General features: G+C 32.8%; 10 protein-coding genes, 2 tRNA genes and 3 pseudogenes. 8 read left to right on the forward strand and 7 right to left on the reverse strand.

What is annotated here, in order from left to right:
* Positions 1 to 21 precede the first annotated feature (21 nt).
* The 4 genes and pseudogenes from ACZZ95_RS08920 to polA form a co-directional block, all read right to left on the reverse strand.
* The gene (locus ACZZ95_RS08920; protein ID WP_463468774.1) at positions 22 to 807 is read right to left on the reverse strand and encodes a phospholipase effector Tle1 domain-containing protein; all 786 of its coding nucleotides are present in this window, start codon (positions 805 to 807) and stop codon (positions 22 to 24) included.
* A 1-nt stretch (position 808) separates the two neighbouring features.
* Positions 809 to 2020 carry a hypothetical protein gene (locus tag ACZZ95_RS08925; RefSeq protein WP_463468775.1) on the reverse strand — a complete coding sequence of 404 codons (1212 nt, stop codon included), beginning with the start codon at positions 2018 to 2020 and terminating at the stop codon, positions 809 to 811.
* Between the two features lie 7 nt (positions 2021 to 2027).
* Entirely contained in the window at positions 2028 to 2519 is a 492-nt protein-coding gene (locus ACZZ95_RS08930; RefSeq protein WP_463468776.1) for a DUF4280 domain-containing protein, read from the reverse strand.
* 146 nt (positions 2520 to 2665) lie between these two features.
* Positions 2666 to 5521 (reverse strand): annotated as a pseudogene (gene polA, locus ACZZ95_RS08935) (DNA polymerase I).
* Between the two features lie 280 nt (positions 5522 to 5801).
* Here polA and ACZZ95_RS08940 point away from each other — a divergent pair.
* The 6 genes and pseudogenes from ACZZ95_RS08940 (at position 5802) to ACZZ95_RS08965 (ending at position 10315) form a co-directional block, all read left to right on the forward strand.
* On the forward strand, positions 5802 to 6047 hold the full coding sequence (locus tag ACZZ95_RS08940) for a hypothetical protein (RefSeq protein ID WP_463468777.1): 246 nt from the start codon (positions 5802 to 5804) through the stop codon (positions 6045 to 6047).
* Between the two features lie 182 nt (positions 6048 to 6229).
* Positions 6230 to 6904: a response regulator transcription factor gene (locus ACZZ95_RS08945; protein WP_463468778.1), complete on the forward strand. Its 675-nt coding sequence runs from the start codon at positions 6230 to 6232 to the stop codon at positions 6902 to 6904.
* A 310-nt stretch (positions 6905 to 7214) separates the two neighbouring features.
* Positions 7215 to 8243 (forward strand): sensor histidine kinase, encoded by a 1029-nt coding sequence (locus ACZZ95_RS08950; RefSeq protein WP_463468779.1) that lies wholly within the window; start codon positions 7215 to 7217, stop codon positions 8241 to 8243.
* Positions 8244 to 8348: 105 nt separating this feature from the next.
* Positions 8349 to 8540, forward strand: coding sequence for a hypothetical protein (locus ACZZ95_RS08955; RefSeq protein ID WP_463468780.1), 192 nt, complete (start codon positions 8349 to 8351; stop codon positions 8538 to 8540).
* Between the two features lie 162 nt (positions 8541 to 8702).
* Positions 8703 to 9940: pseudogene (locus tag ACZZ95_RS08960) on the forward strand (metallophosphoesterase).
* Positions 9941 to 10013: 73 nt separating this feature from the next.
* Positions 10014 to 10315 (forward strand): annotated as a pseudogene (locus tag ACZZ95_RS08965) (thioredoxin family protein).
* A gap of 26 nt (positions 10316 to 10341) precedes the next feature.
* Here the strand turns inward: ACZZ95_RS08965 and ACZZ95_RS08970 are convergent.
* Positions 10342 to 10983 (reverse strand): polysaccharide deacetylase family protein, encoded by a 642-nt coding sequence (locus ACZZ95_RS08970; protein ID WP_463468781.1) that lies wholly within the window; start codon positions 10981 to 10983, stop codon positions 10342 to 10344.
* A gap of 98 nt (positions 10984 to 11081) precedes the next feature.
* Positions 11082 to 14363 carry a glycosyltransferase family 117 protein gene (locus ACZZ95_RS08975; protein WP_463468782.1) on the reverse strand — a complete coding sequence of 1094 codons (3282 nt, stop codon included), beginning with the start codon at positions 14361 to 14363 and terminating at the stop codon, positions 11082 to 11084.
* Between the two features lie 245 nt (positions 14364 to 14608).
* Between ACZZ95_RS08975 and ACZZ95_RS08980 the strand changes: the two genes are divergently transcribed.
* Both ACZZ95_RS08980 and ACZZ95_RS08985 read left to right on the forward strand, forming a co-directional pair.
* Positions 14609 to 14679, forward strand: a tRNA-Gln gene (locus ACZZ95_RS08980).
* Between the two features lie 108 nt (positions 14680 to 14787).
* Positions 14788 to 14858: transfer RNA gene (locus tag ACZZ95_RS08985), tRNA-Gln, on the forward strand.
* A 278-nt stretch (positions 14859 to 15136) separates the two neighbouring features.
* Here the strand turns inward: ACZZ95_RS08985 and ACZZ95_RS08990 are convergent.
* On the reverse strand, positions 15137 to 15961 hold the full coding sequence (locus ACZZ95_RS08990) for a universal stress protein (RefSeq protein WP_463468783.1): 825 nt from the start codon (positions 15959 to 15961) through the stop codon (positions 15137 to 15139).
* Between the last annotated feature and the right edge of the window lie 51 nt (positions 15962 to 16012).

Consider the following 16012-nt stretch of genomic DNA (forward strand, 5'->3'; position numbering starts at 1 on the left):
TATATTTATAATTTTACATTTTTAGCCATCGTGATGTTTTCTATAAGGTTTACCATCTTTATATCTTCCGACTTTGCCTATAGCGATATATGCAGAACGATGTAAATATTTATTGCGAATCGGGTGTAAATATTCTGAACGAATCGTTATTTTTTCGCTTTTTGTCGCGTCATTTTCTAAGGCATATTGTATTAATGATTTTTTTGCATATTCTAAATCTTCAGGGATAATATAGCTTTCCTTTTCTCCTTTCTCCATTAATGATTTATCAAATTGCAAACCATATTTTTCAGCTAATTGTATCATAATTGCGAGCGGAATATATTGATAGCTGTTGGGTATTGCACTGCGTGTTGCTCTAATAGTGGTATTACTTTGTTGTGGTCTAACAATTTGGTCGGGTAAATACCATCCTTCTTTAAGTACAGATTCTTTGATGTTGTCATATTCCTGTTCTAGATTTAAATCACGTACTTCATTTTCGGTTTCACCATAGCCTCCACCAATATCACTATGTGCACCTGGTAATTGAAGTTCATAACCTATACCGGCTTCAATAGAACTTTTGATATTTGTTAGAGAAAAAAATTTACGATACTCATCTGCGGCGGTCAAGTGCACTACTTTGGCAACATTTCCTTCTAATTTTAGTTTTAATTCATCTACATCATTATCGAAATCGTGAGATAATGCGGCTCCTGTAGAGCCATGACAGCCTTCTTCTTCGTAAGAGGAAACAGTATCAAATAGTCCTGCAAATTTGATATTGAAGTTTTTAGATTCAACATGGGTAAATATATTCTGCAACTCACGCCTTCTGGAAACAAAATGTCTTGCTCGCTGCGGCACTCCGGCTGAACCCAAAAACATTAAGATCTATCTCTTCTACAAATTCTGTCTTTTTTATTATTGCTTTTTGTCTTAATTCATCAATCTCAGATTTTATTATCTTAAATGCTTTTGTAACTTTAGAAGGAATTCCTGTAACTCCGCCTCCAAAACCGTAGCCCATATTATCATCTTTTTTAAAATCTTCAGTACCTTCTCCTTCAATGTAAACTTTGACTTCTCTTTTGCTACTATTAACAAAATTAAGTTGATGCATAATCGCTACATTAGAATAAAAGTTTTCGTAGTCGCTCTCATCTTCTTTCAGCTGTTTGTAAGCTATAGCTTTTTCATTTTCTTTATCGGTAAGTGGTTTGCCTTTTTGTTTTTTTAGATATAATAATCTGGCTTCCGTATTATTTGCATTATTTTTTGTACCATCAAAAAATACGTTTACAGTAATTTTTACACCTTTCTTATTTTCTGGTTTTTTCTTTTTGTCAGGAATAGTAACAACCGCGACTTTGTTGTGTTTAGGAGGTAGAATTAGTTTTTGAAAATCATTTTTGACTTTTAGCTTCGTAGTATCATCAATTAAATTTAGGATATTTTTGTATTTTATTTGGGTGTAAAATTCATGTACAGAATCGTCTAAAATATCTTCTTTGTTAAGCCTGTTCATATAAACCTTTAGGTTATTAAAGTAAACTTCGGCTTTTCCATATTTGTCCACTTTTGCGGTATAAGTTCCCATATTTCGAGAATTATCGGCGTGGCCATCGGTTCCTTCGTCTTCCCAAATAGTAATATTTAGTATTTCTCCAGCAGGTATATTAAGCGCAAATACATAAAATCTTATATTGTCAGCGTAACCTACTGTTTTGCCGTTTATGTCATTATAGTACTCATCTTTCCAAACTACCTGTTGTATTTCGGGTTTTCCTGCTACAGGAGTTACGCTTAATTTATCACTGCATTTTATTCCTTTTTCATTGATGTAATCTACCTGAATAACATAGTCTTCTCCAAGACTTTTTTGGTTGAAAGTAATTTCCCCATCTTTTCCTAAATCTAATAATAGCCGACCTTTTTTTAAAAGTTTCCAGTGTTGCTCCTTGATTTTATCACTGCTTAAAATATAAATGTTTTTTCCAAGTACTGGTTTTGGATTCCCTATAATATGTAAACTCATAATCTATTTATTTTTCTACTTCGGGTTTGCCAACTAAATTGTTTTGAAAAGCTCCCATATCTACTAAAGGATTTATCTGATTAAGAAGCATTGTTCTTGCACTCATCACATTGGATGTAGAAATTTCAACCTGTTGTCCGTGATTAACAACTTCGATGCAATCTTTTCCTCCTATTGGACACATACCTTTACTGTCTTCTAACAAAATTTTACCTTGATTACTTAGAGTGACTTTTTCGTAAAACCTACTCCATTCACTAATTACGGCTTTACATGGTAAATAATCATGTCCAGATGGTTGTTTTTTGCATTTTCCAAAGGTGTTTTTTTCTAAGGTTTGTCCTACCTCTTTTGTGGTTCCGATTAATTTTCTTTTAGCGTCTTTATCGTTTGCAAAATGCTTATTATGAGATTTTACTCTTAAAATGTCAATTTTAGGTTCAACGCTAAAGATGCATTTTAAGGTTGCACCTTGTACTAGTAAATGTTTTTTTGCCATTATTATTTCGTTATAGAAAGATAAATATATTAAATAAAATCTTACAAAATAAAAAAAGTAGCTTTTTTCCTAAATTAAAATATAACCACAAAAAAAACCGCAATTTCATTTGAAATGCGGTTTTTTATATTTAATCTAAAATTCTATTAATGTGCTTCTAACCAGTCTTTACCCAAACCAAGTTCAACATCCAACGGAACTGCCATTTTAAAAGCATTTTCCATTTCGTGTTTAATCATCGGCTGGATTTTTTCCAATTCGTCGTTGTGCACATCAAATACAAGCTCATCATGAACCTGAAGCAAGCATTTTAGATTTCCAGTTTTCTTCAGTCAGTTTTTTGTAAATGTTGATCATCGCGATTTTAATCACATCGGCAGCGCTTCCCTGAATTGGTGCGTTTACAGCATTTCTTTCCGCAAAGACTTCTAACAACAGCATTTGCCGAGTTGATGTCTTTTAAATAACGACGACGTCCTAAAATAGTTTGTACATAACCATTTTCACGAGCAAAATCCACTTGATCCTGCATATATGATTTTAATCTCGGATATGTTTTGTAATACGCATCGATTAAAGCGACACTTTCACCGCGGGATAATGAAGTCTGATTACTTAACCCGAAAGCAGAAACACCATATATAATTCCGAAGTTTACCGTTTTAGCATTACTTCTTTGCTCGCGCGAAACTTCTTCCAGCGCCACATCAAAAACTTTTGCGCCGGTTGCTCTGTGGATATCTTCTCCATTTTGGAAAGCTGCAATCATATTTTCTTCACCACTTAAAGCGACGATAATTCTTAATTCAATCTGCGAGTAATCGGCAGAGATTAAAGTATGATTTTCATCACGCGCTACAAAAGCCTTACGAATCTGACGGCCTCTTTCCGTACGAATCGGAATGTTCTGTAAATTGGGATTATTTGAACTCAAACGACCCGTGGCGACAACAGTCTGCATATAATCAGTATGAACACGCAGAGTCTTTTTGTCAACTTGTTCTGGTAAAGCCAAAATATAAGTACTTTGTAATTTTACCATTTGACGCCAATCCAAAATTTGTTTTACAATCGGATTGTCATTAGCCAGATAAGTTAAAACTTCTTCTCCAGTTGCGTATTGACCTGTTTTGGTTTTCTTTTGTTTTGCCCCGCCAATTTTAAGTTTATCAAATAAAATATCTCCTAATTGTTTTGGAGAAGCCAGGTTGAATTTCTCGCCGGCAGTTTCGTATATTTTTTCTTCTAATGATTTGATTTCAACATCCATTTCTGTGGACATTTGTTTTAAGAAATCAACATCCAAACGAATTCCTTCAGTTTCCATTGCGGCTAAAACGCTTACTAACGGAATCTCGATTTCATCAAATAACTTTTTAGTTTCAGTTTTATCTAATTCTGATGTAAAGATTTCTTTTAGTCGCAGTGTAATATCGGCATCTTCAGCGGCATATTCTTTAATATCTTCTAAAGGAACATCACGCATCGAAAGCTGATTTTTTCCTTTTTTTCCAATTAAAGTTTCAATTGATTTTGGAGAATATTTTAAATATGTTTCTGCCAAAATATCCATATTATGACGCATATCTGGATTAATCAAATAATGCGCAATCATTGTGTCAAAAAGTTTGCCTTTTACGCTAACGCCATAATTAGCAAGGATTTTTAAATCGTATTTTAAATTTTGTCCAATTTTTTCAATGTTTTCATTTTCAAAAAACGGAACAAATTTGTCCACCAAAACTTGTGCTTCTTCTCGACTTTCTGGAAACGGAACATAAAATGCTTTTCCTTTTTCGTAAGAGAAAGACATCCCGACAAGTTCTGCGTGCAAAGCGTCGATTCCTGTTGTTTCGGTATCAAAACAAACAGAAGTCTGTTTTTGTAAATTCTGTAAAAGCAATTTAATTCCTAGATCACCCTGAACGGTCTGATAAGAATGCTCTGTGTTTTCTAAAGTATTATAAAATGAATTTCTTGTCGCTTCAGCACTTTCATCAAGAGTAGTGCCTCCTCCGCCAAAAAGATCAAATTGATCTTCATTTTTTGGCTGTGGTTTTTTGTATAATTTAGCATCAGAAGCTGGACTACTATTCGCTAATTCATTTCCGCCGCCAACTTTAAACAAGTTGTCAAATTGTTCTGCCATTCTTCTAAATTCCAATTCCTGAAAAATAGCATCCGTTTTTTCAATATCCGGACGAGAAAGTTCGTAGTCATCTTCATTAAAAACAACATCACAATCGCATATAATTGTTGCCAGTTTTTTAGATAAAATACCTTTGTCTTTATTAGCTTCGATATTCTCCTTCATTTTACCTTTTAGTAAATGGGTGTTTTCCAAAAGGTTTTCCATTGTGCCAAATTCTTTCAGAAACTTTTTTAGCTGTCACTTCGCCAACTCCTGGTAATCCTGGAATATTATCTACAGCATCGCCCATCATTCCCAGAAAATCTATTACTTGTTCTGGTCTTTCTACTTCAAATTTTGCCAAAACCTCAGGAATTCCCCAAATTTCGATTCCGTTACCCATTCGGGCAGGTTTGTACATAAATATATTTTCAGACACCAATTGCGCAAAATCCTTATCAGGAGTTACCATAAAAACTTTATAATTCTGTTTTTCGGCTTGTTTAGCAATTGTTCCAATTAAATCATCGGCTTCACATCCTGCGATTTCAATAATCGGAATATGCATGGCTTTTAATAATTCCTGAATATATGGAATAGCAATTTTAATTGCCTCTGGAGTTGCATCACGATTGGCTTTATATTCTGCGAACATTTCAGTTCTTACCTGACTTCCTTCTTTGTCAAAAGCAACCGCTAAATGATCTGGTTTTTCTCTTTTAATAACATCCAAAAGTGAGTTCATAAAACCCATAATTGCAGATGTATCCATTCCTTTTGAGTTGATTCTCGGGTTTTTTATAAAGGCGTAATAACCACGAAAAATTAATGCATAAGCATCGAGAAGAAAAAGACGTTTTTGAGTTGACATATAAAAAATATTAGTGTGTAAAAATAAACAATTGGGTTTTAAAAACAGATTTGTTGATGAAATAATTTGGATTCACAATTCTGTAGACACGCGACGTATTGTGTCTAACTATTCATGCATTTATTAAATGAACATATATGACTTATATGGCGGAAGCAGTAAAGAGTTAATAACAAGTTAAAGTTTTTTTATTCGGAGATTTCTTCATGTTGTCTTCATTTTGCAAAGGTAATTTTGATCTGTAAAATAAAAGGATATTAATTTTTAATACTTAGAAATCATGAAAGCGACGATTCACGAAAACCAAAAAAGCAAACAACTAAGCTTGGGTAAAAATTTATTAATGTTACTAGTAGCCGTTTTAGGAACAAGTGCAATGGTTCATGCTTTTCCAGCAAATAAAGGAAAAGAAGCTCCAGCTAAAGAAGTAAAAGCAACAAAACATCCTAAACGCAAATCTGATAAAAAAGCAAAATCAGAAAAAAGTGAAGCCCCAAAAACAGAAACTGCAAAAGTGAAAAAATAATGTTGCTTTTTGTTTTGTTTTCGAAGATTGTAAGGAAGCAAAACAGGAAGGATAATTATGAAGAATGCAGGTGGTAAAAGCTGATGAAGAAATTTGTCAGCTTTTTTCGTTAATGTTTTAATAACGGAAATCTTTCTTCTTTTTAAATGATTAATTTTAATTGCGCTTAAACACATTTGTTTATGAATATTTTGATTGTAGAAGATAATCGGGAACTTGCAGTAGAAGTTTACGATTTTTTGTGTAATGCTGGATATATATGTAAGATTACACATTCCTGCAGCGATGCTTTAGAAGAATTTGGCAGTAATGATTATGATGCAATGCTGTTGGATTTAGGGCTTCCTGACGGAGATGGTTTTGAAATATTACAAACTGTCAGAAAAACAAAATCCAAAATGGCTGTCATTGTTTTAACCGCTAGAGGAGAATTAGATGATAGAATCAATGGTCTGCACTTAGGCGCCGATGATTACCTCACGAAACCTTTTGCCTTGACAGAACTTGGCGCAAGGTTATTTGCTGTTATTCGCAGAATACACGGCTTTACTTTAAATACACTTTCTATTAATGGTTTTGTATTGCGACTTCAAGATTATAAAGTTAGTTTCAATGATAATCCTATCAGCCTTACTAAAAAAGAATTTGATATTTTTCAATATTTGGTTTTAAATAAAAATCGAGTGATTACGCGTTTGCGACTAACTGAACATATTTGGGGAGATATATTAGAAGTAAATTCAGATTCTAATTTTATTGATGTTCATGTTCGAAATCTCAGAAAAAAACTCGACAAGCATGCGCCCATTGATTGGTTTGAAACTGTTCGAAATGTTGGATATCGTATAAACGAATAAATCAATTTTTGTGAAGATAAAACATCAATTAGCAATTTTTAATGCACTAACAAGATTGTTGGTGATTTTGATTTTGTGGCTGATGTCGCCTATTTTGGTTGAAAATGTAGTTTATCATCATATTAATAATAGTCTTCTGGAGAAAAAAAGAAGTTTATTGAACATTTGAATAAGGAAGAAATTAATGATTTTATAGAAAATCCAGATGATTCATCTGAAACTTTTTCAGAGTTCTCAACGCTTCACAGTGAGTTTTTAGTGCTTTCTCGAGTTCCGATAAAGCCGCGTCAGAAAAAAACAACTTTTAGTAATGATTATCGAAAAATTGAAGGTGAAGAAAATGAATATCGAATTTTACAACATCACTTTACTTATGAAGGAGAAGATTATCAGCTTGAAATTGGCGAGCAGTTTAAGCGAAGTAAACGATTTAACCTTTGTTATTCGGTTCTTTATAATTATTGTTTTCGTTGTGATACTTTTTATTACTTTTTTGGCAGATACTTTTTATATAGAATATCTTCTAAAGCCATTTTACAAAATTATTAATACTAAAATTAAACGTATAAATGAGCCTGAAGCATTTGATCATACTCCAATAGAGGCAGGTTCAAGAGATTTTAGGGAACTTGATTTTGTTTTAAATCAAATGATGGACCGTATTGCCGAAGTTTTTAAAAAAGAAAAACAGTTTATTTCTAATGTTTCGCATGAACTTTTAACGCCAATTGCGCTCCTGAAAAATAAATTGGAAAATTTATTGCAGAATGAATCTTTAGATGATAACGCAGTCGATAAAATTGCGAGTTCTTTGAAGACATTAGATATGCTGAAAAAAATCATTAATAATTTACTCCTCATTTCCAGAATTGATAATAATCAATATGCGGCAAATGAAGAAATTAATCTACGTGAGATAGTTCTCGATCTGCAAGAAGATCTTCAGGATCGTATTGAGGATAAGGAAATTCAATTTGTAAACACAATGCAAAATGATTTTGTTTTTACAGGAAACAAAACTTTAATCCATATTCTTATCTATAATTTGGTTACCAATGCCATAAAATACAATAAACCGAAAGGAAGAATTTTTATAGAAGATGGTTTTGTTGAAGAAGACTACTTTATTTCAGTAAAAGATTCAGGAATTGGAATGGACGAATCACAGCTGGAAAAAATATTCAGCAGATTTACCCGAATTAGTTCAGATCAGGAAGGGCAGGGATTAGGACTTGCAATTGCGCAAAGTATTGCTTCATTTCATCATGTTCATATTAAGGTAGAATCTGTTTTGAATGAAGGAACTGTTTTTATACTGCTGTTTCAAAAAGCCAATTAAAAGTTAAAAATTTCTGTAAGACTTTTTCTTCATTTTGTCTTCATTTTACGATTATATCTTTGGCTTATAAATAATGAAATAATAATAATCATAAAATTTAAAGTCATGAAAAAATTAGCAATTTTAGCAGTAGCAGTTTTAGGAACATTTTCAATGGTAAACGCTCAAACAACTCCATCTCCAGCGACTCAAACAAAAGAAGTAAAAGCCGCTAAACACGATAAAAAATCACACAAAAAAGCAAAAGGAGAGAAAAAAGCGATGACAGCAAAAACAGAAACTCCAAAAGCAAAATAAAAACGACTTAAATCAGTCGTAGACTAAATAGTTTTAAAAGGTTGGTAAGTTAAAGCTGAAAGAGACATCTTTCAGCTTTTTGCTTTTTAATAGCGTTAAATTTTTTATAATAAAAAGTAATAAAATTTCCTTTCTTTGTTACTTTGCTTAAAACTATAACAAATGATCCTTCGTTTTGTAATTCTATGCGCTCTTTTTTTTATTTATTGAGTTCTATTCATATCAGGCTTTTCGAACTTTAATTAAAGTGAGATGGGTTTTAATAAGCTATCAAGTTATAAGCTTGCTTCTTTTACTTTTTATTATTTATTCTTTTTTCTCAGGTAGATCGATCTGTTGGTCAGACGAAGCAGTTTATGTTTACAACAGGTTTGATGCTATTGGTATATGTTCCAAAAATTGTACTAACTTTAGTAATGTTCAGTGAAGATATTTTTAGAATTGGAGCCAGTATTCTAAATTACTTTGTTTACAACGCTCCGCGAAAGGAAATGATGCCTGATCGCCGAAAGTTTGTCAGCCAGATTGCATTAGGTTTGGCGACAATTCCTTTTTTGTCTATCATTTATGGAATATTTGAAGGAAAATATAATTTTAAGGTTATTAAACAAACGGTATTTTTTCCAGATCTTCCAGATGCTTTTGATGGATTTAAAATCACACAGATTTCTGATGTTCACAGCGGAAGTTTTGATAATCCGGAAAAAATAAATTACGCTATTGACTTGATCAATGCGCAAGAATCAGATATGATTTTGTTTACAGGAGATATTGTAAATACGCATGCAAAAGAAATGCATCCTTGGCTGGAGACTTTCAATCGCATTAAAGAGTATAAATATGGTAAGTTTTCGGTTTTAGGGAACCACGATTACGGCGAATATGTAACGTGGCATTCTGAGAAAGAAAAGGACGAAAATTTTCAAGAAATTAAAAGGCTATACGATCAAATTGGTTTTAAGCTTATGCTGAATGAACATACCTATATTCAAAAAGGAGATGATAAAATTGCCTTAATCGGAGTAGAAAATTGGGGTGTGAATTTTAAAAAAGCTGGAGATTTGAATAAAGCTTCTGAAAATGTTCATCAAGATGATTTTAAAGTTTTAATGAGCCACGATCCAAGTCATTGGGAAGCAGAAATTAAAGATCATCCAAAGAATTTCCACCTGACTTTTGCGGGTCATACGCATGGTATGCAGTTCGGAATTGAGATTCCGGGATATTTCAAGTGGAGTCTCGCACAATATATATATAAACAATGGGCCGGCTTGTACGAAAACGTCGGAAGATACGTTTATGTTAACCGTGGATTTGGTTTTCACGCCTATCCAGGACGAGTTGGAATTATGCCTGAAATAACAGTAATTGAACTAAAAAAAGGCCGTAATGTCGCTTAATTCGTTAAAAATGCTACATTTGTATTATATTTATTTCTTTTAATAGATTAAAAAAACTTAAATTTTTGGTTTTATGTCAAAATTTGGAGAACTAATAAATGCTCAAGTTCCAGTGTTAATTGATTTTTACACAGATTGGAATGAATCGTCAGTTTCTATGCATCCTGTTATTAAGGATGTTGTCACGCGCTTGGTGATAAAGCCAAAGTAATCAAAATAGATGTCGATAAAAATCAGGAACTAGCAGAAGCACTTCGTATAAAAGGACTTCCAACTTTAATGATTTATAAAGAAGGACAAATGATCTGGAGACAGTCAGGGGAACTTGATGCGAATACTATAATCGGAATTGTTCAGGAACAGTTTAACGTTTAAAAAACTTCTTTTTAGGGAGATGTTATTTAGTGAATAATATCAAACTTATATCCATTTTCTTTTAAAAAATGCAGTGTCCTAGGCAAAGCAAATCTCAAATTTGGAGAAGCTTTAATACTGTCATGAAAAACAATTACGTCGCCCGATTTTACATTTTTTGTTACGTTTTCGAGACATTTTTCAGGAGTAATACTTTGATCAAAATCGGCGCTTAAAACATCCCACATCACGATTTTATAACCTAATTTTCTAAGGACTTTAGATTGCGCTTTTTTGATTTTTCCATAAGGAGGACGAAATAACAAACGATGAGGAGTTTTTTCTTGTTCGTCTAATACTTCTGCGCAGTTTTTTACATTTTCGATATATTCATTGGTATGAATTTTCCATCCATTTACATGATTCATGGTATGGTTTCCAATAGAATGTCCGTCAGTAATTAACTTTTCAAATAAGGCTAAATTGGCTTTAATGTTTTTTCCAATACAGAAGAAAGTGGCTTTTGCATCAAATTTTTTTAATTCAGATAATACCCAGTCCGTAATCTCTGGAGTAGGGCCGTCATCAAATGTGAGGTATATTTTCTTTTCATTGTTAGGAATGTCCCAGCAATATTTAGAAAATACCCTTTTTATAAATGAATTTGTTTTTACCCAATAAAAGCCCATCTTGAATTGAATTTACATTGTTTGTAAAATTAAAAAATGCGGCATTATTTATCAAACAGCGCCGCATTTTTTTAATTGTTAAGATTTTCGTATATTAACTATTCTTTCTCACGTCCAAAACGTTCAAAAACATTTACATAAGTGTTAAATGTAGTTTTGTGTTTGTTGTAAAAAGCAGTGTCTTTATTGTCTTGCATTACATGAAGTAGGCTTCTGTATCGCTCAATATCTGTAATAATATCAACTGCTAAATCAGTTTGATCAGAAGGAGTAAGAGTACTGTAATAGTTTAGATTCTCCTTATATTTTCCAACTAATTTATTTAAAAGATCCTGAGCTTTTGCTTTTTCTCCAACTCTGTAATAACCATCAGCAAAAGGTTCAACTAAAGAATAGTATCCAAATTTGTCCAAAGGCATTTTAGTTATCGCTAAATTGATCACATTTTTAGCCTTATCAATTTTACCTTCTTCAATAAGCTGATTCATCAATCTAGAAAGATTAGTACGGTATGTAATGCTGTTTCTTCTAGTTTCAGGGTCATGGTAAATTTTTTCGCTTTCGCTGTTACCCCAATCCCATTTCATTACAATATCATATGTTTTATCAGCATCGATTTGTCCCATATCTAATGGTCCGCCCTCTTTAGAAGGAGTATTTTTTACAGGAACTAATTTGTAAACCATTCCGTCCAATTGCAGATAGTCTTTCAGCCATAAATAATCTTCGTCGTCAAATGCACCACCGCTAAAATAAATTGGTCTTTTCCAATTATTATTAGCTAAGATGTCAAGCATCATTAATCGGTTTTTGTATAAAGCACTTCCTTTAATATCAATATCTAAATAAGGAACAATAGAATCGTAATATTTAGGATTAACTACTTTGTTCTGAATAATAGTGTTTTTATCAACATTCACTCTAATTTTATTCGTTGGATAGAAATGAATAGTTTGACCATTTTGTAAACCAACAGTCGATTTTGGATTTTTGATAAAATCAATAAAATCAGTAATATTCCAACGGGTATCTATTTTTTGAATGTAAGCAGTGTAGTCTAATTTATCTCCTACGTATTGATCATGTGTAAAAGAAATAGGAAGCGCATTAGATTCATAAGATTTGGCTTTCATTTGGTCAATGTACCAATCTGTCATAAATAAACTTGTATTTACGATCTTAACATCCGTTCTGAAATGCTCAATTTCCTGTGCATACCAAAGCGGGAATGTGTCATTATCTCCAATGGTAAACAAGATGGCATCTTTATCACAAGAACTTAAATAAGCCTTAGCCATTGATACAGCAGTATATCTTCCAGATCTATCGTGGTCATCCCAGTTTTGAGAAGCCATTAAAATAGGAGCTACCAATAAACTTCCGGCAATAATAACCGGACCTGCAATTTTTGGTGCTAAATATTTCTGAATACTTTCGTAGAGCGAATAAACACCAAATCCGATCCAGATGGCAAAGACATAAAAGGATCCTACAAGGGCGTAATCTCTTTCACGAGGTTCAAATGGTCTTTCGTTCAAATATATTTTTAATGCAATTCCTGTAAATAAGAATAAAGCCAAAAGAACATAAAAGCTTTTTAAGTCTTTGTTGGCATGATACATTAAACCAATCAAACCTAAAATAAATGGAAGGAAATAATAAGCATTACGTCCTTTATTATTTAATACATCAGAAGGTAAATTGTCCTGAGACCCTAAATGAACAGAATCTAAAGGTTTAATACCACTGATCCAGTTTCCGTCTAAATTATCATATTTACCTTGAACATCACTTTGACGCCCAACAAAGTTCCACATCAAATATCTCCAGTACATATATCCAAATTGATATTCGAACATAAAACTAAAATTATCAGCAGTAGTTGGTTTTTCGATAATTAAATAATCCTTATAGCTTCTTAAGAACTTAACATAACCTTCGTTGTCAATTTGTTTTTGAGCATAAGCTTGTCTAAATTCAGAAATAGTTTTTTCAACTTCATTGCGTAATTGAGCAGTAGCTTTATTGTATTCATCTTCACTCAATTGGCTTGGGTCAATTCCGTATTTAGCTAAATCTTCTTCGTAATCATAATTTGGGTTAATTCTGAATTTAGGAGGATTTGTAAAGTTGATATAGTTTTGAATATGAGGTGTATCTGTACTCCACATTCTAGGTAGAACTGTTTTCTGATTGTCATCAGAATTTTGTTCTGCATTTTTATAATTGTTGGTAATAATATATTTACCAGTTTTATAATCTCTTTCGTAGTTTGGTTTTTTATCTAAATAAGGTGTTTTAGCATCAAGTCCAGAGAAAACCTCTGTATATTGAGGTCCGTAAAACAAAGGATTTACACCATATTGTTCACGATTGTAATAAGCCAGAACCTCAGTAGCATCCGAAGGTTTGTTTTCGTTAATAACTGTATTAGCATTCGCACGAACGGGAAGCATCATCCAAGTAGAGAAACCAATCAGGATGAATAAAATACATAATATTATAGTATTGTAGAATACTAAACCTTTTTGCTTGGTGAATTTTAAACCAAAATAAAAGAAAGCAATAAACAATAAGGCTACAAATATAGTTCCTGAATTAAAAGGAAGTCCCATGCTGTTTACCATAAAAACTTCGGTTTTTCCGAAGAAAGCCATGGTTAAAGGGAGAAGTAATTTGAAAATAAATAACAAAATTCCAATTACAACTACATTAGCAATAAGGAAGTTTTTAATTGTAACTTTTTCGTAGTGTTTGAAATAGTATAAAAATCCGATTGAAGGAATAGTTAAAAGAGCCATAAAGTGAACTCCAAAAGAAAGTCCGACAACCAAAGAAATAATTAATAACCATTTGTTTCCTTTTGGTTTGTCCATATCCTGTTCCCAGCGTAAACCAAGCCAAAAAAGTAATGCAATTAATAAAGATGCCATAGCATAAACTTCGGCTTCAACAGCATTAAACCAGAAACTATCAGAGAATGTATATGCTAAAGCTCCAACGAAAGAGCTTCCTAAAATAACGATAGAATTGTTTTGGTCAATTTCGGCAAAACGAGCTATAATCTTTTTTAAGATCATAGATGATGACCAGAACATAAATAATATAGTAAAAGCGCTAGAGAAAACTGACATCATGTTAACCATTACTGCGACATGCTGTGCGTCTATTGCGAACATTGCAAAAAATGCACCCATCATTTGGTAAAGCGGAGCTCCAGGAGGGTGGCCTACTTCAAGTTTGGTCGCGGTAGCAATATATTCTCCGCAATCCCAAAAGCTCATTGTAGGTTCAACAGTTAAAGTGTAGGTAATTAAAGCGATTGCAAATGCAAACCAACCAATAATTGTATTCCATTTATTGAAATTGAATTGTGCCATATTTAGGTGTTAAAAATTTGAAAGTTTTCTATCCTACAAAGAAAATGTTTTTTTATGTAAAGAAACGAGCATTAACAAAAAAATCTATAAAACTGTCGCTAAATGGCAATCTGTTGTCTATGAGTTGTTTCTGATGTTCTAGAGAATTGCACAGTGAAAAAAAGCAAAAAAAATGAATTTTTTTGCTCAAAAAGTTTGCACAAACTAAATAAAGCTTTAAATTTGCACTCGCTTAATCGCACTGCTGGTCTATGGTGTAATGGTAACACAACTGTTTTTGGTGCAGTCTTTCTAGGTTCGAGTCCTAGTAGACCAACATAAAGCCTCTCAGAAATGAGAGGCTTTTTTTTATGTAAAAATTTTTCTCTAAAAGTTTGCATAAACTAAATAAAAGTATAATTTTGCACCCGCTTAACAGCATTGCTGGTCTATGGTGTAATGGTAACACAACTGTTTTTGGTGCAGTCTTTCTAGGTTCGAGTCCTAGTAGACCAACATAAAGCCTCTCAATTGAGAGGCTTTTTTTATGGGATAAACTCAAATTTTTTGTAATTGAGTATCAAGATGACTTTGGGTCAATCTTAAAAAACTACGGAAAAGAGAAGAAATGGATCAGTTGCAAAGTTGGAATTAGGTAAAAGATTAGGTAGTCTGATAAGAAGAAATCTGTATTTTTAATTCGGCATATTAAGATATAGCCCGTGGTTTCAACCACGGGAGAAGTTGTTGTGTATGTTGCGACCCAGTGGTTGAAATCTGTTTGAGCGCTATGTTTAGATTTTTAAAGTGATAACGGGTCTCACTGCGTGGTTAACTAATCCTTCGCTGATGCTTCCGTTAAAAAAGTGGGCGAAACCTGTTCTGCCGTGTGTGCACATTCCTATTATATCGGCGTCTATTTTGTTGGAAAAATTAATAATTCCTTTTTCGATATTTGTATCATTATAGATTTGAGTAGTGTAATTGCTGATGTTGAATTGAGAGACAAATTCATTCATTGCTTCTTCGCTAATATGAGTAGGTTTGAAACTGTTTGGTGTGCAGATTGTGACTAAATGTAATTTTGAATCAAATAACTTAGAGAAGTTTAAAAGTTTTTCAAATGGTTTTTTTGCTTCGTCCGAGAAATCAGAAGCGAAAACAATGTTGGATGCATTAAAATTTAAAATATTTTTTTTGATGACTAAAACTGGGATTTCTGAATTCCGAACTACTTTTTCAGTGTTAGAGCCAATCAATAATTCTTCGACACCAGAAGAGCCGTGTGAGCCCATTACAATTAAATCAACATTGTAATCTTTGCTTATTTGTGTGATGCCGTGTATCGGTTTGTCCATCTTTACAACTTCGGTGACAGATAAGTCGTCCAAATATTGTTTGGATGTCGCTTCGTCTAGCATTTCGTTTGCTTTTTTCATAAAAAGCATGCTTTCTGGAATGCTGACCCCGCCCATTATCGCATCATTTGTTTGATGTGGTAATTCGAGCATGTGGAGAAGGATGATTTCGGCGTTGTTCTTTTTTGCAATTTGCGAGGCAACTTTTAGAGCATCTTCTGCGTGTTCTGAGAAATCGGTAGGTACTAAAATTCGTTTCATAGTTTTGAGGGTTAATGATATGAATAATTCGCTGTTTTAATGCTCTTATAA

The sequence above is a fragment of the Flavobacterium sp. AC267 genome, from assembly GCF_979258715.1.

Bases quoted from the DNA above. Each gene is read 5' to 3' on its own strand.
- ACZZ95_RS08990 (WP_463468783.1), bottom strand. From the start codon at position 15,961: ATGAAACGAATTTTAGTACCTACCGATTTCTCAGAACACGCAGAAGAT.
- ACZZ95_RS08975 (WP_463468782.1), bottom strand. From the start codon at position 14,363: ATGGCACAATTCAATTTCAATAAATGGAATACAATTATTGGTTGGTTT.
- ACZZ95_RS08925 (WP_463468775.1), bottom strand. From the start codon at position 2,020: ATGAGTTTACATATTATAGGGAATCCAAAACCAGTACTTGGAAAAAAC.
- ACZZ95_RS08970 (WP_463468781.1), bottom strand. From the start codon at position 10,983: ATGGGCTTTTATTGGGTAAAAACAAATTCATTTATAAAAAGGGTATTT.
- ACZZ95_RS08940 (WP_463468777.1), top strand. From the start codon at position 5,802: ATGAAAGCGACGATTCACGAAAACCAAAAAAGCAAACAACTAAGCTTG.
- ACZZ95_RS08955 (WP_463468780.1), top strand. From the start codon at position 8,349: ATGAAAAAATTAGCAATTTTAGCAGTAGCAGTTTTAGGAACATTTTCA.
- ACZZ95_RS08930 (WP_463468776.1), bottom strand. From the start codon at position 2,519: ATGGCAAAAAAACATTTACTAGTACAAGGTGCAACCTTAAAATGCATC.
- ACZZ95_RS08945 (WP_463468778.1), top strand. From the start codon at position 6,230: ATGAATATTTTGATTGTAGAAGATAATCGGGAACTTGCAGTAGAAGTT.
- ACZZ95_RS08950 (WP_463468779.1), top strand. From the start codon at position 7,215: ATGATTATCGAAAAATTGAAGGTGAAGAAAATGAATATCGAATTTTAC.